Here is a 16466-nt window from a genome sequence, read left to right on the forward strand (position 1 = left end):
CAAGCCTTGCCAAGTAAAGTTCACCAGAATTCAAAAAAGCAATTTTAATAAAAAAAGCTTTTTGCTTGGTTGGATTCCAGCCTATTTAAGGGGTTAGGCTCATTTAAACTACTAATTTGCTATAACCAGTCTAGGAGAGCCATTATTTTTATTTATTCTCCCCAATTCATCATTCATCATTCATCATTCCCACCCCCCACTGATAACTGATAACTGATAACTGATATAGCGTTTTAATCAATTCTCATACTAATATCTAACCAAGTAGAACGGGTAATTGGGGCGCTAGTGGAAATATAATCTACTCCTGTTTCGGCAACGTTGCGAATGCGATCGAGGGTAATATTTCCCGATGCTTCTATTTTGGTTTTACTATTAAAATTGCGGATCATCTCCACAGCAGTTTGCATCATCTCTAAATCCATATTATCTAACATAATGATCTCTACTTGCTGCTGCAGGGCCTGATTCACTTCTTCTAATTGGCTGGTTTCTACCTCAATTGTGAGAGGATAGGGCATATTTTGCCGTACACGACGCACTGCTTCCTCGATGCTGCCGGCAGCTTGAATATGATTATCTTTAATCATAATTGCATCATCTAACCCCAAACGATGGTTAATAGCGCCACCGATCCCGGAGGCATATTTTTCTAAAATTCGTAATCCGGGGGTAGTTTTGCGAGTATCGACCAACCTTGTCGATAAATCGGCAATTTTCTCCACATACTGACGAGTGGCAGTAGCAATCCCACTCAAACGCATGGCAAGATTTAAAGCGACTCTTTCCCCGATTAACAGCGCATCGAAGGAACCTTCTATCTCGGCAATAACTTTAGACTTGGGGCAGAATTCTCCTTCGGCAACGGTGGGGGTAAAGTGAATAGTGGGGTTAAGCAGTTGAAAAACTCGTTCAGCTACGGGTAAACCAGCAATAACTCCCGCTTCCTTGGCAATCCAAGTAGCTTGACCGATTTTAGCATGACCGAAGAAAATTGCTTGGGTGGTGCGATCGCCTCTACCGAGATCTTCTCGTAACCAGTTTTCTAACAAGGGATCAAGAACTAATAGGGGCGGTAACATAGAATTTATCGAAAAAATCGGGACGTATTTATTTTAAGTCTAGGAATGTTTGACCTTTTTGTAAACTTTCTTTAATTGAAACTTATCCCTTCATAGATTAACTCGATCGCACAGTGAAAATCGAGACTAGATAGAATAATTTCTTCCCCCTGACTATAAGCGCAGTAAAACCAAATTTTATCTTCACCGCGACGATAAACCTCAACACTGATCGATTCGGGATCGACTAAAACGTATTCTTGTAAACTGGGAATCTGACGATAATATTGTAACTTTTTAGTGCGATCATAGTTTCCTGTGCTAGGGGAAAGCACTTCAATAATCACTTGTGGATGTTGAATAAAATTACGAGATTCTCTATCCCTAAAATCGCAACTAATCACCAAATCGGGATAAAAATAACGACTATTATTAGCTTGTACTTTTGCATCAGATACATTCACCCGACAGCCTCGCGGACGGAGATGAGAATATAAAGTTCTGTAAAAATTCAAGGTAATATCATTATGGGGCAGACTACCCCCAGTCATGGCGATAATTTCCCCATCAATGTATTCATGGCGCAATTCCTGGGTAGCTTCCCATTCTAGATACTCTTCCGGGGTCATTCTTTCTGGGTATTGAGGTTGAGCGATCATTTTTATTTTTCCTTGTCAACTAACTAAATTAATATCCCATTTCCTTTTTATGTTATAGCATTTTCTCGCCCGAAGATTGAAGAATAGTCATAATTAAGCGGTGACTGATTACCCTAATGATAAGATGGAGAGAGAAAGCATTATTATCGCAGGTCGCTAAGATGACAAAAACAATTGCCGATATCATGACTCCCAATCCCATCACCGTCACCGCTAACACTTCTCTGTCGGAAGCAGTGAAGATTTTGGCCGAAAAGCGGTTTAGTGGTTTACCCGTGGTGGATGACAAGATGCGACTGATTGGGGTTATCTCCGAAACTGACCTTATGTGGCAGGAAACGGGAGTAGAAGCTCCTCCTTACATTATGCTCCTCGATAGCGTCATCTATCTACAAAATCCTAGCCGTCACGAGAAATTACTCCATAAAGCTCTCGGTCAAACCGTGGGGGAGGTAATGACCGATAAACCTATTAGTATCACGGCTGATCGCCCTTTGAAAGAAGCGGCCTCGTTAATGTACGATCGTCATGTGCGTCGTTTACCGGTAATTGAGGAAGAAACCCACAAAGTAATCGGTATTATCACTCGCGGCGATATCATTCGCGATATGGCAAAATCGGAAGCATAATTGTTTTTCTAAGGCAACAATTAACTAAAAGATCTTGAACAAATGAATCAATCTCAGGAAACGGTTACTTATTCCCTAGAAACTATCTTGATGCGGATTGAGGGAAAAATCGATTCGTTACAAAAAGATGTGACGGATTTAAAGGTAGGACAAGCGGTGTTAACGGGGAAAGTTGAGGGAATGGAAAATCGACTAAACTCATTAGAAGGAAACCAAAAATATCAGGTTTGGGCATTAATTGTCCTCTTAGCTGGGGCAATTGTGAAAACTTTTTTTCTGAGCAGTAATCCCTAAATTCTTATTTCCCTTGCAATTTCTCTAAAAACTATCAGGATGAAGCGCCGTCAATTTCTCACTAATTCCGCCCTAACTGCTGTTAGTTTTTCCCTAATTCCTAGAAAAGTTATTAGTAATAATTTTCCTCTAATTAAACCGCCACATCTACAACCAGGGGACGGAGTGGGTATTATTAGTCCGGCGGGGGCAACTTTTAAAGAAGATGATTTAAATATAGTTATCGAAGCAGTTAAAGCCCTAAAATTAGTCCCAAAAGTTGGTCAATACGCTTTAGATCGTTATGGTTATCTAGCCGGTAAAGATGGCGAGCGAGCGTCGGATATAAATCAATTTTTTGCCGATGATACTATTGCCTTAATTTTACCAATTCGTGGCGGTTGGGGAAGCGCTCGTTTATTACCTTATCTCGACTACGATTTAATTCATCGTCATCCGAAAATTATCTGTGGTTTTAGTGATATAACTTCTTTATTATTAGCTATTTATGCCAAAACTGGTTTAGTTACTTTCCATGCTCCCAATGGCTTTTCTAGTTGGCGCACTGCTCAAACTGAAAGCTTTCGACAAGTTTTATTTTCTGGGGAAAAGTTGACTTTTAGAAATCTTCCCGATCCCGATGATGCTAATCGTTTAATGCAGGTAAAAAACCGCATCCAAACTATTACTAAAGGTCAAGCAAAAGGTAAATTAATCGGTGGTAATTTGACCACTTTAGCCTCGATCGCAGGTTCTCCCTATCTACCAGATTTTAACGGAGCTATCTTATTTTTAGAAGATATTGGTGAAGATGTTTATGAAATTGATCGACTGTTAAATCAATTAAAATTAGCGGGAATTTTCGATAATTTAGCTGGATTTATCTTCGGTCAATGTAGCAATTGTAGTGCTGATAGTGACTATGGTTCCCTGACTTTAGAAGAAGTGATCCGAGAATATATTCAACCCTTAAAAATTCCCGCTTGTCTAGGATTAACTATCGGACATTTGGAGATTATCGAGACTATGGCTATTGGTATTGAGGTAGAATTTGATGCTAATCGGGGAACAATTACCATGTTAGAATCGGCGGTTAGTAAACCCTAAAATAGCTGACTGTTGCTATTCCCTTTTTTAACTGATAAAGGAATATTTAGACTGGCGAAGTTACACTAAATCCGTTGAGTATAGGCTAGTTATGAGGAGAGGCACTCATGCAAGAGGCAAAAGCTTCAGAAACTGATTACTGATTACTGATAAGTACCTAAGCAAAATTAATTACACATATCTAACCACCTCTTGCCTCTTGTCTCTTGCCTCTTGCCTATCTTCACTAGGAAATTAATTTTGCACGACTACTTAACTGATAACTGAAAAAGCTGATTACTGTCGCGGTTGTACGGGGAACCCTTGACGCTGCAACACTTCCGCCGCATCTTGGCCCGGTTGATAGTTGATACCGAGGGTAGAAGTGGCTGTATCTTCGATGATTTTGGGGGTGAGGAGAATAATCACCTCACTGCGACTATTACTATTGGTACGACTGCGGAATAAAGCCCCTAAAATGGGAATATCGCCTAAAATCGGCACTTTCGTCTCAGAACTTTGTTGTGTTTCTTGGATAATCCCAGAAAGAATTAAACTCTGTCCATCCCGGAGGCGAACTAAACCAGAAGTTAATTCCCGACGAATCAGAGGGGTAAGGGTGTTACCAGAGTTGATACCACCACTGTTAAATTCAATTGGCGGACCGGGAGAAGCCACGGTAGGGCTAACGGAGAGGGAAATAAAGCCGTTATCATCCACCTGATCGACGTTTACCGCTAAAGTTAAGCCCGCATCAGCCAACACAGGAGTGATAGTCCGCACCCCACTGAGCGGATCCACTTCCGTCTGCACACTTTCTAAAACTTTCTGAGTTAGCTTAACGGTGGCCTGTTGACCTTCCTGCACCACCAGGGAGGGATCGGTGAGAATCTTGGCATTTCCTGTCTGAATTGACGCTTGCAGGGTCATCAGGAATTTTTGGGGATATTGAAATAGGGTCGGGGGTTCGTAGGTGAAGACATCTGGTTTAGCAGGTGTAGTGACTCCGGTGATGGGATTGAACGTGGCTGGCTCGCCTGGTGTAAATTCACTCAATCCGGGCTGAAAAGGGTTATTAAAGCGGCCAAAGCTGGGGCGGGTGTAAGGACTTATACTTTGGCTAAATTGATTAAAACCTTGGACAATATTGCTAAAGGGTGCATTCTGAATGTCAAGAAAAGGTTGAATTTCTGCTGTCCCCGTACCCGATATGATATCGAAAATCGGCACAACAGGCTGTGCGAAAGCCCCCGGTTTGGATACAGTTGAGCTACTAGGTGGGTTCATGTTACCAAAGTTCAGCACTGCCGCCCCGTTATCCTGAACGAAGAAACCATCGTTAAAACCGAAGGAAAAACTACTGCTAAAACTGTCGGTATTGATCAGGTTAACATCGATAACTTTGACATTAACCACCACCTGACGGCGACGGGCATCTAGTTGGGTTAATAAAGAGGTGGCGATCTGGACTTGCCGGGGTTCGCCGATTAAATTGATAGAATTAAGGCGATCATCGGCGGCAATTCTTAAACCAGTTAAAAGTAGGGCCGCTTTTGAGCCTTCTGTGTTTTGGGGTTCCAGTGCCTCTAGGGTGGGAGGAATATCCCGGCGACCGATGACTCGTCCAGTGAGGGGATCGACGATATCCTCGGTTTTGGTAACTAAACGCTGGTATTCTGCCCCTTGGGTGGCGAGGAAAGTGGCGGCACCAACGGCTTTAACTTGATTGAGACGCAGGGTGCGGCTAATCAGATTACGAGCGCCCTGGGGTAATTGCGCTCCGACAAAGATGGTTTTACCCTGACGGTTGGCCTGGAGTCCAGAAATTAATAAGACGGCGTTAAAAATGTTTTCCACCGATTCGTTAGTAAATTCCAAGGAAACTGTCTGAGAGGTGGCGTTAGTTTCCCCCTGGGCGCTGGTGAAAACGACGTTATAACCGGCATAGTAAGCAAGGGTCATTAACACTTCTCTAGCGGAAGCTTCCCGGAGTAAAACACGAGGTAAAATCTTATTAATATCGAATTTGACCTTTTCGGCACTAGCATCGATGTTAGAGATGGCAATATCTCCCACTGGTGGGGCGACGGCCCGGGGTAGGGTGGGAGCGCCTGGGGCTTGGGGTACGCCTTGAATGATAATTTCGGGGTTGGGAACCATGGGCGCACTTTGGGCGAGCAGTTTTTCACTGGCTAAAATGCTGATTTCCTTTTCTACGGCCGCGCTGGAAGGGACAAGCTGATTTGGCGACTTTTGTAAATTTTCTTTACTAAACTCTTGCCAAAATTCAATTTTTGATGTACCGGATTTTAACTCTGAACCATGGAAGGAAATGGGGGTTTCGGCCAAGACGCTCAGGGGAGCCATCAATAAAAACGAGGCAATTTGCGGGATAAACAGGACATAACGGGACAGATTCACTTTAACTTCACTCCTCAACAATTACGCGATTCAACGGACAAAAAAGGCAATACTCACACCGGATTGAAGACTATTATTGGGGCGGACTAGCAGGAGGTTGACCTTTGGCGGGGGGTTGACCTTCGGCGGGGGGTGGTGCTGCTAATTTCGCTAATTCTTCGGCACTGAGAGGAATAATCACATCGAGAAGAAAGGTGGTAGTCACGGGTTTATCGCCTTGGGTAACAATAGTGGCTTTATTTTTGCCGGTACTAAGCACTTTAACCGTCGATCCTTGCTTTTCCATCTGGGTATTGAGACTGTTCAGCAAAATGAGCGGCTGTAATCTTTCTAAATCCCGAATAACCTCTTGAGTTTTAGCATAGTTCCCTTCCATCTTGACGTTAAAAGTTTGACGTTTGAGCTTATTATTAACCTCACTACCGAGGGAACCATCGGAGACCACCACTGGTTCTAGTCCTTGGGGTTGAAAACTAACCAGCTTAACATCGCGAGACTTAAAGATATTACTAACATCTAAGAGAATAGTGCTTAAGTCCCTTTCTTTAGCAAAAAGCGAGAGAATTTTCTGTTCAATAGCTTTTTGTTGTTGTAACTGACTCTCGATTTTTTGGAATTCTGAAAATTCGAGACGGCTTTTTTGTTGATCTAGCAGTTGTTTTTTGTTGGCTGCATCGGTTTGCAGTTGCTGCCAGGTATTATAAGCGGGCATCACCCAGTTAAAAAGCAGATAGAGGGAGCCAAGTAAACCTACCACAGCGGCAGCGATGCCACTATTACGGGGGGTAAAAGTTATCCCGAAAGCGATAGGATACTCCTCAAATTCCTCTAATTTCAGCTTCTCAAATTCTTCGTTAAAGGTCATGGTTGAATAGCTCCTTGGCTTTTGAGAGTATTAATCCTAGTAACAACTCCGATCGCGCCATTCCTGGCGAGATTGGGCAGTTGTTGAGTAGCGGGAGTATCACTTAATTGGGCGGTGATCACAAATTGAACCACTTGGGGGAAAGTAATATTAATATTTTTGTACTGATTAGCCACCTCTACGGGTAAATCGGCCAGGGCAGCACTTTCGATCACCGTTTTCTTCCCCTCTAAAAAAGGAGAAGCTTGTAGGGTTAAGAGATAATCATTGACTACTTCGTAATTACTGGCAAAACCACTGATTTTTAAGCGAGTAGCCGGATTGGGTTGCCCTTGATTGGGGTTTGCGGGAACCTCCACCTGTTGCACACTATTTAACTGCACACTAGGAGGAGTTTGTTGGCGAATTTCTTGGAGAAGGGCTGACCAAGGCCTAATCTGATTGAATACACCCACCAGAGCTTTATTTTTTGCTTCTACCGCTTTTAGTTCCCCTCTGATGTCTTCTAGTTTTTTACTTTCGACTTGTACTTGACCTAATTCCCCGTCCAGTTGCTGAATTTTGGCCTGAGTTGCGCCAGTTTTCCAACCGACGGTTACACCGAGTAATACCGTCAGTGCCAATAATCCGGCCCCCACTCCCCCACCGATGAACAGGGGTACTTGTTTACTCAGGTTAATAACGGTGGAAATCTCGAAGTTAGAGGTTGTTTGGACTGTTCGGTTAAGATGGCGATCTTTGAGAAAATTAACGTCAAGACTATACATAATTTTTGTCTATACCTCCCGCAATCCTAAACCGAGAACTGTTCCTAATCCCGGTCTTTGGGTATTAGGAATCTCTTGATTGATATCTAAGTTCAGGGCTGCGATCGGATCGATGGGCATGGTAGGGATGCTGAGACGTTGAGTAAAATATTCGTCTAGTTGCGCTAAACCGCCCCCGGGACCTGCTAAAAGTAACTGGACAATTTCCATTTCCAGTTCATCAGTTTGGTTAAGATAGAAATTAATTGATCGCCGCAATTCATCGGTTAATTCCCCTAAAACCCGCATCAGTGCCGCCATCCCGGCGGTAGTAAAGGTTCTGGAAGCACTAGTATTGGTGCCAAGACTATCAAAGGCAGTAGTCGGGATTGTCATCCCCAAAAGAATCTCAGGACTGCGGGAACTGGGCAAATTCATCGCCCTGGAAATGGCATTTTGTAACTGGAAAGTGCCGATGGGGACAGTGCGGGAAAATTGGGGAACGCCGTCCACCACGATGGCAATTTCCGTGTTATCAAATTCTATATCGACAATAACGGTAGCTTCATTGGAACTAAACTGTCGCAACTGATCGCGAATCGTCCGAATTAGGGCAAAACTATTAATTTCTAGTACATCTACCTGTAATCCTGCCCGTTGCAGGGTTTCCATATAGGAATCGGTGATCTCCCGACGAGTAGCTACCAGCAAAACCTGCACCTTTTCGATGCCGTCTTCATCCTCAAAGTAGCCCAGTTTTTGGTAGTCGATATCCACTTCCTCGCGCGGATAGGGAAGGTATAAATTAGCTTCATGATTTAAGACCAGATCGCGCAATTCCTCCTCGTCCAATTCCGAGGGAATGGCGATAATCCGGATAATTGACTCGCGCATGGGGACAGCAGTAGCGACTCGTTTGCTAGTAATTTTATTTTCCTTGAGGACTTCTTGGATTAATTCCGCTAAAGCGACGGGATCGACGATTTTTCCCTCCTCAAAGATGCCTTCTGGGATATCCGACGAACAATATTTAACTAATTTATAATTTTGTTTCTGTTTGGCGATCTGAACCACATTAAGGCGCTCTGGGGTAATCTCTAACCCAATACCTTGAGTTTTTTTTGTCAATAGCTTCTTAAAAAAACTTACCATAGATTTTCTGGGGCAGCTCTAAGGGAATTAGTGATTAACAAAGCCAATAATTTTTTGACCTGATTTTATCTAGTCTCGATCAAGGCAGTAAATTAGTCTATAAACGATCCTGACTGGGTAAATTACCCAGAAAAGGTAAAAATCGAGAAGGAGAGAAGCTATTTCGGCACTGAACACTAACCCGATTATCTGTGTTCAGATCGAGGTTAATCTTGACTGGGTGAGGGGAGAGGAAGCACCTATTGATGATGATATTGTAATCAATTTTGGTGAAAGAACCAAGTCTAGACAAAAAACCTAGTTAACCGCTCCATCTCGTTTCCTACTCCGGAAAAATTCGCCTTCGTTAGTTAGATTACCCAAATATCTCAAGAAAATTTCAATTTTTCTAGGCACTATTTTTTCTTGACTCTGGGAAACCGGCGCTCAAATGCTTCTGACGGGCGTGATTTTCCCCTATAATTAGGAGTTTGCACAGTGACAAAAGAAGTTAAGGAGCGATTTCGATGGCACGAATGTACTATGATGAGGATGCCAATTTAGATTTATTAGCGGGAAAAACGATCGCTATTATTGGTTATGGTTCCCAGGGTCATGCCCACGCATTAAATCTCAAGGATAGTGGCGTTAATGTGATTGTTGGTCTATATCCCGGCAGTAAATCGGCCATCAAAGCCAAAGAAGCCGGTATTCCGGTTTATGATGTGGCCGAAGCCGCTAAAATTGCCGACTGGATCATGATCCTCTTACCGGATGAAGTGCAGAAAACGATTTATATCAACGAAATTGCCCCGAATTTAAGCGCAGGCAAGGTGTTATCTTTTGCCCACGGCTTTAATATTCATTTTGGTCAAGTGGTTCCCCCAGATAATGTCGATGTGGTGATGGTCGCCCCCAAAGGACCGGGCCATCTCGTCCGTCGCACCTACGAACAAGGTCAAGGAGTCCCCTGTTTATTCGCCGTCTATCAAGATGCTACTGGCCAAGCACGCGATCGGGCGATGGCCTACGCTAAAGGTATCGGTGGCACTCGGGCCGGGGTTTTGGAAACCACTTTCCGCGAGGAGACAGAAACCGACCTTTTTGGCGAACAAGCAGTATTATGCGGCGGTTTAAGCGCTTTAATTAAAGCTGGCTTTGAAACCCTCGTAGAAGCTGGTTATCAGCCCGAATTAGCCTATTTTGAGTGTTTACACGAGGTAAAACTGATCGTCGATCTGATCGTCGAGGGCGGTTTAGCGAAAATGCGCGATAGTATTTCCAATACAGCCGAGTACGGTGACTATACTCGCGGTCCGCGGGTGGTGACGGAAGCGACTAAGGCCGAAATGCGGAAAATCCTCCGGGAAATTCAATCGGGACAATTCGCCAGAGAGTTTGTCCTCGAAAATCAAGCAGGTAAACCGGGGTTCACCGCTATGCGTCGTCAAGAAGCAGAACATTCGATCGAAGAAGTCGGCCAAGATCTGCGGGCGATGATGAGTTGGCTAAAACGCTAGTTCTCTTTTTTTTCGGTGGGGGGTTGGACGCAACCAGGCAATTCTTGCCCTTGCGTCCGTCCCTACTCCCCACTCCCCAAAAGGAAAACTTTCATTTTAGTAGATCGCCTCCCGTGATTTGACTAGACCGATCGCCCGTAAACCGGCAATGACACCACAACCGATCACCATACCGACGAGGGAACGAATCAGATTTTCTATGGGAACGATCGGAATTAAAGCGATCCAGACTTCTTCTGGCCAGTTAAAAATCGAGTAGGTAATGGCGACGGCTCCTAAATGGGAGAGGCCGCTGGCGGTCCAGGTACCCCCAAAAATTCCCGCCGCTACTAGGGCTAAATTGCTACCTTTGATCCAATGAGGAAAAAGAGTCCGGGTTGGTAAGATAAATAATACCAAAGCCGACCAATCGACGAAAGCGCCAGCAATAAAGACTTGTGGCGAAATGCCGTTCAGTCCGATCGCCCGGTTAGCGTAGATGAATAGGGGAATCAGAAAAATTAACGTCAATCCTAACCACCAATAACGGCGTTTTTTGCCTAAAACCATCGTTCCTGCCACAAAACTGGACAAAATCGCCCCAAAGACCGAAATAGCGGGAATTCCTGCCGTGTAGGGGGCAAGGAAAGTCCCAATTAAGGCCCCAATGCCACTAGCGATCGCTCCAGCGATCGGGCCGAGTAACCAACCCAAAAGGGGAAAAACTGCTTGACTGAGGGGCATACTACCGCCAGAAGCGAGGACAATGGAGAAGGGAATAAAAGAAAGGGTAGTGACAATGGCCGCTAAGACGACAATATAGGCGATCGGCGCACCATCAATAGCGGCACTACTGACAGCTTCCACTTTGCGTTCTTCCCCTTCGGGGATAATATCTAGGGTCATAGTTGCAAGGGTAATTCTAACTTTTCTATCATCCTCTGGTTTTATGTGCTTCGGGCAGTTAATGACCAACGTTATAGCAGAGGATTTGAGCAAGCGGAAAGGAGGCAGTCGCTGCATCCCTACCGGTGTACGCTCCTGTGGGGACTTCCTCTGCCATATTTTTCTTAACCAAGAATCTTAATGATATTTTAAGATTTTTTAAAAAACCGTCCCTATCGGAGATGAACGTATATCCTAGAGGGGAGCGAGTATAAATTCTTATTCCCGTTCAATCGCCCCCCAATTCTCTGGAGATCAGCACCCATGCTTACTTTGCTCCGTTCTCTGCTATTTTCCACCCTATTAAGTTTTGTTGCCCCCGTCCTCCTGGTGGGTTCAATTTTAACTGCTTTATTCGCCACCAGTCACGTCCCCGGCTTTACTTGGGTTTGTCAGGCGGGTTTTAGCCAAATCCTGCAATTTTTAACCATTTTTGGTGGCGGTTATCCCCTACAAGGAATGTTAACCATCGCTGTTACTTTTGCTTTTGTTGGCAGTTTATTCGATTTATTTAACTTTTACGTCTATCAAACCAATCGGGGACAGTAACAGACAAAGGGTGATAGGGACTGTCTAGAATGGGAATGAGGTTTTTATGGGATCGAATCGTCTATGCGCCTTATTTTCTCCCGTTTTTGGCTATTAACAATAATTTCTCTGCTGCTCAGCCTGAGTATCGGGGTTATCAATCCCCAAACCAGTTTCGCACTCTCGTGGATGGATTTACTTTTTCGGGGTGTGCAAGTTATTCAACTCTCCACTATTTCCCCTCAGCAGGAAGTCGCCATCGGTGGGCAGATTAATCAAGGTTTATTAGAATCAGGTAAGGTGAAACTGTCCAAAGATGCCAGAATTAACCAATATGTCCAAGAAATTGGGCAGCGATTAGCAGCAACTAGCGATCGCCCTGACCTTCCCTACACTTTTCAAGTGGTGCGCGACAATAGCATTAACGCCTTCGCTACTATGGGCGGATTTGTCTATTTACACACGGGATTGATTAAAACTGCTGATAATGAGGCCGAATTAGCCAGCGTGATTGCCCATGAAATCGGCCATATCGTCGGTCGTCATTCTATCGCCCAATTACGCAATACTGCCCTCGCCCAAGGACTTCTCAGCGCGGCGGGATTAGAGACAAAAACTTGGGTACAATTGGCGGTTAATCTCGCCTACAGTTTACCAAACAGTCGCAAGGATGAATTAGAGGCCGACCGACTGGGTTTAAAAAATTTGGACAGGGCTGGTTATGAACCCACGGCGATGATCTCCTTTATGCGAAAATTAGCACAACAGGGGGGTGGGGGTTCTACCCCGACAATTCTCAGCACCCATCCAGCTACAAGCGATCGCATTGTGGCACTGCAAAAACAGCTTAATTCGGTTAATAACTGAACTTCCCCCAGACATTATTCTTCTCCCGAATGGCGATCGCTATTCCCCTGCTCTCATGACTTTTTGTTGGGTTTCCTTGGGTCAACCCAACCGGTTTGGGGGTGGGCGTTCCACAGAGGCTAAAATCGATATATTTCTCCACAAAAATTTAGTTAGAGATGCAATTAAAGTTATTTCTGATAATTCCTATGTGCAGTCTCACCTAATTTGACGGATAATGGATGCGGCTGCTACCGTCGATCCTAACTGGGTGATCGATCATGCACGTCCTGCTGCGGAAAAGATACTCGACGAAAAAAGGGCTGATCCCTACGAAGAAGCAATTAAATGGCTGATTATATATCGGGAAGACGGAAAGAATGGCAAACTTATCGAGAAAGTTTAATTAAGGAACATGGACGCAAATCGAAATTTATGGGGTTATTTAAATATCAGGATTTACAATGATTTAAGCTTGTAGCCGTCAGTTATCGGCTAGAATCAGGCTGTTTTTAGCTTGTAGAGTGGAAATTGTCCTAATCTTAGGCCTAGTCATATTTTGGGGCAAAGTAGAGTATAATGGAAGATTGGTCTAAACTTATCTCCAGACTACTTATACTGAATATTCATTGTCAAAAAATATGACTGAAACTATTCGCTTTTTGATGTGTTCTCCCGATCATTACGATGTGGATTATGTGATTAATCCGTGGATGGAGGGCAACATTCACAAATCTTCCCAAGAAAAAGCTAGGCAACAATGGCAGCAGCTTTATCATGTTCTCAAAGATCGGGCGCTTGTGGATTTAGTCCCACCAGAAAAAGGCTGGCCCGACATGGTTTTTACCGCTAATGCAGGTTTAGTTCTGGAAAAAATAGTCGTTCTCAGTCGCTTTTTACACAAAGAAAGACAGGGAGAAGAACCCTATTTTAAACAGTGGTTTGAAGATAACGGTTTTACAGTTCACGAACTGCCCAAAGATTTACCCTTTGAAGGTGCAGGAGACGCATTATTAGATCGGGAAGGACGTTGGTTATGGGCAGGATATGGCTTCAGAACCGAGTTAGATTCCCACCCTTTAATCGCTAAATGGCTCGATATCGAGGTTTTATCCCTACGTTTAATCGATGAACGTTTTTATCACCTTGATACCTGTTTTTGTCCCCTTAGTGGTGGTTATCTACTCTACTATCCCGATGCTTTTGATGCCTATTCTAATCGGTTAATTGAGTTAAAAATCCCCGAAGAAAAACGCATTATCGTTGAAGAAGCCGATGCGGTTAACTTTGCTTGTAATGCAGTAAATATCGGTCAAGTAATCGTCATGAATAAAATTAGTGACGATTTACAACATAACTTAGCTGCAAAAGGTTTTGAAGTGGTACAAACTCCCCTGACGGAGTTCTTAAAAGCAGGAGGAGCCGCTAAATGTTTAACCCTGCGTACCACCGAACCCTTAATTCCAGACCATCACGCTAATGTCACCATTGAAAGTCGCATTCTCCAGCTAGAAGGTCATCTGCTCGACGCGGGAATTATGAATAAAGCTCTCGATGTTGTGGTGGGAAATGGGGGCAGCTTCAAGGTTTTAAACTTCACCTTAGGGATTGAGCGCCAAAGTACCTCTTCAGCAGAAGTGCGCGTTTCTGCACCCTCTCACGAGGTAATGGAGGAGATCATGGTACAATTGATCGACCTCGGTGCGGCCGCTCGTCCCCAAGAAATCTGTGATGTCAATACCGCCATTGTCGCTCAAGATGGGGTCGCTCCCGATGATTTTTATGTCAGCACCATCTATCCCACGGAAGTGCGGGTTAACTGTGAATGGGTGCGGGTGGAAAATCAACGCATGGATGCAGCCATCGTCGTCACTGAAGGTCCGGAAGGCAAAACGGCGAAATGTACTCTGCTACGGGATTTAAAAGCTGGCGATCGCGTCATGGTGGGAGTTGAGGGCATCCGTACTATCCGACAGGCGGAATCCAGGGAACAACGCAACAGCACCCAGGAATTTACCTTTATGGGTGCGGGGGTTTCCAGCGAGCGCCGAGTCGAGTTAACCGTCGAGCAGATTGCCTGGGAAATGCGCCAAATTCGCGACCAGGGCGGTAAAGTGGTAGTAACGGCAGGTCCGGTGGTCATTCACACTGGAGGAGCGCAACATCTCTCCCGTTTAATCCGCGATGGTTACGTTCACGCTTTACTGGGGGGAAATGCGATCGCAGTTCACGACATGGAACAGGCGATCATGGGTACTTCTTTAGGGGTAGATATGCAGAAAGGCATCCCCGTGCGCGGTGGCCATCGTCACCACCTCAAGATTATCAACCTCATCCGTCGCCACGGCAGCATCGCCAAAGCTGTATCGGCCGGAGTATTGACAAAAGGCGTAATGTATGAATGCGTCAAGAATAATGTCCCCTTCAGTTTGGCCGGTTCAATTCGCGATGATGGTCCGCTTCCGGATACGGAGATGGATTTAATTAAAGCACAGGAAGAATATTCCCGCTTAATTCAAGGTGCAGACATGATTCTCATGCTCTCTAGTATGCTCCATTCCATCGGTGTGGGCAATATGACACCGGCGGGGGTGAAAATGGTCTGTGTTGATATTAACCCGGCCGTGGTGACAAAATTAAGCGATCGAGGTTCCGTAGAATCCGTGGGTATCGTCACCGATGTGGGTTTATTCCTGAGTCTGTTAACCCAACAGTTGGATAAGTTAACCCGTCCCTTGGTAGAAACGGTTTAAAACCGCAAGTAAATCCTCTAGAGACGTTTCTAGAAGCGTCTCTTTTTTAATTATTCCCATAATTGGCGATACTGCCGATCAGATGCTATCAATGAACCTTCTAAAAAACAAAGAAAAAATTCGTTTTATTGACCTCTTTTGTGGTTTGGGAGGGTTTCGAGTGGCAATTGCACAAGTTTGTCGCCAAAAAAACTTAGAATCTGATTGTGTTTTTTCCTGTGATATAGATAAAGATGCTCGGTCAATTTATCACGCTAATTTTGGCGACCAACCCCGGGGAGATATTACCGAAATTGCTGCCCTAGATATTCCCAATCATGATATTTTAATGGCGGGATTTCCCTGTCAACCCTTTAGTATTTGTGGTGATTTAAAGGGGTTTGAAGACACCAGAGGCACGCTATTTTTTGAGATTGCTCGTATTTTAAAAGCCAAACAACCCGCAGCATTTATTCTGGAAAATGTCAAGCAATTGCAGGGACATCAACAGGGAAAAACCTTAGAAGTTATTCTCGATACTCTGCAAGATTTAGATTACTATACCGATTATCGGGTTTTGAATGCGCTTCATTTTGGTTTACCGCAAAAACGGGAACGAATTTTTATCGTTGGTTTCCGAGAAGCGCGGCGTTTTATCTGGCCAAAACCAGCTTTATCTAGAACAAGTTTAACGGAAATATTAGAGGAAAATGTCTCAGATTTTTATTATGCTTCCGAAAAAATTCAAAAAAGTCGCCTTCTGAAAAGAGAGGGAAAAAAACCTTATAGTGAACCGACTATCTGGCACGAAAATAAAGGAGGTAATGTCAGTGCTTATCCCTATTCCTGTGCCTTGCGAGCGGGAGCATCCTATAATTATTTGTTAGTGGATGGGAAAAGACGCTTAACAGAAAGAGAAATGCTACGTTTACAAGGTTTTCCCGATGATTATCAAATTGTCGGCAGTTATCAAACTATGCGAAAATTAACGGGTAATAGTGTAGCGATTTCCTGCGTAGCTGCTGTGGTTAATTCTGTAATCGAG

17 protein-coding genes are annotated in these 16466 nt (G+C 44.2%); 10 read left to right on the forward strand and 7 right to left on the reverse strand.

Going from position 1 to position 16466, the window contains the following annotated elements; genetic code table 11:
- Nucleotides 1–233: 233 nt before the first annotated feature.
- Nucleotides 234–1082 (reverse strand): carboxylating nicotinate-nucleotide diphosphorylase, encoded by an 849-nt coding sequence (gene nadC / locus IM475_RS10360; protein WP_287657453.1) that lies wholly within the window; start codon nucleotides 1080–1082, stop codon nucleotides 234–236.
- 71 nt (nucleotides 1083–1153) lie between these two features.
- Entirely contained in the window at nucleotides 1154–1720 is a 567-nt protein-coding gene (locus IM475_RS10365) for a Uma2 family endonuclease (RefSeq protein WP_287727484.1), read from the reverse strand.
- Nucleotides 1721–1881: 161 nt separating this feature from the next.
- On the opposite strand from IM475_RS10365, the gene IM475_RS10370 reads away from it, so the two are divergent.
- From IM475_RS10370 to IM475_RS10380, 3 genes are read left to right on the forward strand one after another with little or no spacing between them, the layout of a single operon-like run.
- Entirely contained in the window at nucleotides 1882–2349 is a 468-nt protein-coding gene (locus tag IM475_RS10370; RefSeq protein WP_043997632.1) for a CBS domain-containing protein, read from the forward strand.
- Nucleotides 2350–2391: 42 nt separating this feature from the next.
- On the forward strand, nucleotides 2392–2643 hold the full coding sequence (locus IM475_RS10375; RefSeq protein WP_287727485.1) for a hemolysin XhlA family protein: 252 nt from the start codon (nucleotides 2392–2394) through the stop codon (nucleotides 2641–2643).
- A 39-nt stretch (nucleotides 2644–2682) separates the two neighbouring features.
- Entirely contained in the window at nucleotides 2683–3729 is a 1047-nt protein-coding gene (locus tag IM475_RS10380; RefSeq protein WP_287727486.1) for a S66 peptidase family protein, read from the forward strand.
- A gap of 276 nt (nucleotides 3730–4005) precedes the next feature.
- Here the strand turns inward: IM475_RS10380 and IM475_RS10385 are convergent, their stop codons facing one another.
- From IM475_RS10385 to pilM, 4 genes are all read right to left on the reverse strand, one after another.
- A complete protein-coding gene (locus IM475_RS10385) occupies nucleotides 4006–6129 on the reverse strand; it encodes a secretin GspD/PilQ domain-containing protein (protein ID WP_287727487.1) in 2124 nt (707 codons plus the stop codon).
- A 73-nt stretch (nucleotides 6130–6202) separates the two neighbouring features.
- Nucleotides 6203–6994 (reverse strand): pilus assembly protein, encoded by a 792-nt coding sequence (locus tag IM475_RS10390; protein WP_287727488.1) that lies wholly within the window; start codon nucleotides 6992–6994, stop codon nucleotides 6203–6205.
- Nucleotides 6991–7761: a PilN domain-containing protein gene (locus IM475_RS10395; RefSeq protein WP_287727489.1), complete on the reverse strand. Its 771-nt coding sequence runs from the start codon at nucleotides 7759–7761 to the stop codon at nucleotides 6991–6993. The genes IM475_RS10390 and IM475_RS10395 overlap by 4 nt, the downstream gene beginning before the upstream one ends.
- Nucleotides 7762–7770: 9 nt before the next feature.
- Nucleotides 7771–8892, reverse strand: a complete 1122-nt coding sequence (pilM, locus tag IM475_RS10400; protein ID WP_287727490.1) for a type IV pilus assembly protein PilM — start codon at nucleotides 8890–8892, stop codon at nucleotides 7771–7773.
- A gap of 506 nt (nucleotides 8893–9398) precedes the next feature.
- Here pilM and ilvC point away from each other — a divergent pair.
- Entirely contained in the window at nucleotides 9399–10391 is a 993-nt protein-coding gene (gene ilvC / locus IM475_RS10405; protein ID WP_045361115.1) for a ketol-acid reductoisomerase, read from the forward strand.
- A 96-nt stretch (nucleotides 10392–10487) separates the two neighbouring features.
- Here the strand turns inward: ilvC and IM475_RS10410 are convergent, their stop codons facing one another.
- Nucleotides 10488–11276 carry an ECF transporter S component gene (locus IM475_RS10410; RefSeq protein WP_287727491.1) on the reverse strand — a complete coding sequence of 263 codons (789 nt, stop codon included), beginning with the start codon at nucleotides 11274–11276 and terminating at the stop codon, nucleotides 10488–10490.
- 303 nt (nucleotides 11277–11579) lie between these two features.
- On the opposite strand from IM475_RS10410, the gene IM475_RS10415 reads away from it, so the two are divergent.
- The 6 genes from IM475_RS10415 to IM475_RS10440 form a co-directional block, all read left to right on the forward strand.
- Nucleotides 11580–11864 carry a hypothetical protein gene (locus tag IM475_RS10415; RefSeq protein ID WP_287727492.1) on the forward strand — a complete coding sequence of 95 codons (285 nt, stop codon included), beginning with the start codon at nucleotides 11580–11582 and terminating at the stop codon, nucleotides 11862–11864.
- 63 nt (nucleotides 11865–11927) lie between these two features.
- Nucleotides 11928–12710 carry a M48 family metallopeptidase gene (locus IM475_RS10420; protein WP_287727493.1) on the forward strand — a complete coding sequence of 261 codons (783 nt, stop codon included), beginning with the start codon at nucleotides 11928–11930 and terminating at the stop codon, nucleotides 12708–12710.
- 55 nt (nucleotides 12711–12765) lie between these two features.
- Complete coding sequence (locus IM475_RS10425; protein ID WP_287657473.1) at nucleotides 12766–12921, forward strand: hypothetical protein; 156 nt, start codon at nucleotides 12766–12768, stop codon at nucleotides 12919–12921.
- 6 nt (nucleotides 12922–12927) lie between these two features.
- Complete coding sequence (locus IM475_RS10430) at nucleotides 12928–13095, forward strand: hypothetical protein (RefSeq protein WP_287657475.1); 168 nt, start codon at nucleotides 12928–12930, stop codon at nucleotides 13093–13095.
- Between the two features lie 235 nt (nucleotides 13096–13330).
- The gene (gene argZ / locus IM475_RS10435; RefSeq protein ID WP_287657477.1) at nucleotides 13331–15442 is read left to right on the forward strand and encodes a bifunctional arginine dihydrolase/ornithine cyclodeaminase; all 2112 of its coding nucleotides are present in this window, start codon (nucleotides 13331–13333) and stop codon (nucleotides 15440–15442) included.
- A 91-nt stretch (nucleotides 15443–15533) separates the two neighbouring features.
- Nucleotides 15534–16466 (forward strand): DNA cytosine methyltransferase (locus IM475_RS10440; protein ID WP_287727494.1); only part of this gene is annotated, 933 nt, incomplete at its 3' end.

The organism is Microcystis sp. M061S2, from assembly GCF_020245605.1.
In the GTDB taxonomy this organism is placed as follows: Bacteria; Cyanobacteriota; Cyanobacteriia; order Cyanobacteriales; family Microcystaceae; genus Microcystis.

Excerpts from the sequence above, each read along its gene's own strand:
- nadC (WP_287657453.1), bottom strand. The coding sequence starts at position 1,082 with ATGTTACCGCCCCTATTAGTTCTTGATCCCTTGTTAGAAAACTGGTTA.
- IM475_RS10365 (WP_287727484.1), bottom strand. The coding sequence starts at position 1,720 with ATGATCGCTCAACCTCAATACCCAGAAAGAATGACCCCGGAAGAGTAT.
- IM475_RS10370 (WP_043997632.1), top strand. The coding sequence starts at position 1,882 with ATGACAAAAACAATTGCCGATATCATGACTCCCAATCCCATCACCGTC.
- IM475_RS10375 (WP_287727485.1), top strand. The coding sequence starts at position 2,392 with ATGAATCAATCTCAGGAAACGGTTACTTATTCCCTAGAAACTATCTTG.
- IM475_RS10380 (WP_287727486.1), top strand. The coding sequence starts at position 2,683 with ATGAAGCGCCGTCAATTTCTCACTAATTCCGCCCTAACTGCTGTTAGT.
- IM475_RS10390 (WP_287727488.1), bottom strand. The coding sequence starts at position 6,994 with ATGACCTTTAACGAAGAATTTGAGAAGCTGAAATTAGAGGAATTTGAG.
- IM475_RS10395 (WP_287727489.1), bottom strand. The coding sequence starts at position 7,761 with ATGTATAGTCTTGACGTTAATTTTCTCAAAGATCGCCATCTTAACCGA.
- pilM (WP_287727490.1), bottom strand. The coding sequence starts at position 8,892 with ATGGTAAGTTTTTTTAAGAAGCTATTGACAAAAAAAACTCAAGGTATT.
- ilvC (WP_045361115.1), top strand. The coding sequence starts at position 9,399 with ATGGCACGAATGTACTATGATGAGGATGCCAATTTAGATTTATTAGCG.
- IM475_RS10410 (WP_287727491.1), bottom strand. The coding sequence starts at position 11,276 with ATGACCCTAGATATTATCCCCGAAGGGGAAGAACGCAAAGTGGAAGCT.
- IM475_RS10415 (WP_287727492.1), top strand. The coding sequence starts at position 11,580 with ATGCTTACTTTGCTCCGTTCTCTGCTATTTTCCACCCTATTAAGTTTT.
- IM475_RS10420 (WP_287727493.1), top strand. The coding sequence starts at position 11,928 with ATGCGCCTTATTTTCTCCCGTTTTTGGCTATTAACAATAATTTCTCTG.
- IM475_RS10425 (WP_287657473.1), top strand. The coding sequence starts at position 12,766 with ATGACTTTTTGTTGGGTTTCCTTGGGTCAACCCAACCGGTTTGGGGGT.
- IM475_RS10430 (WP_287657475.1), top strand. The coding sequence starts at position 12,928 with ATGGATGCGGCTGCTACCGTCGATCCTAACTGGGTGATCGATCATGCA.
- argZ (WP_287657477.1), top strand. The coding sequence starts at position 13,331 with ATGACTGAAACTATTCGCTTTTTGATGTGTTCTCCCGATCATTACGAT.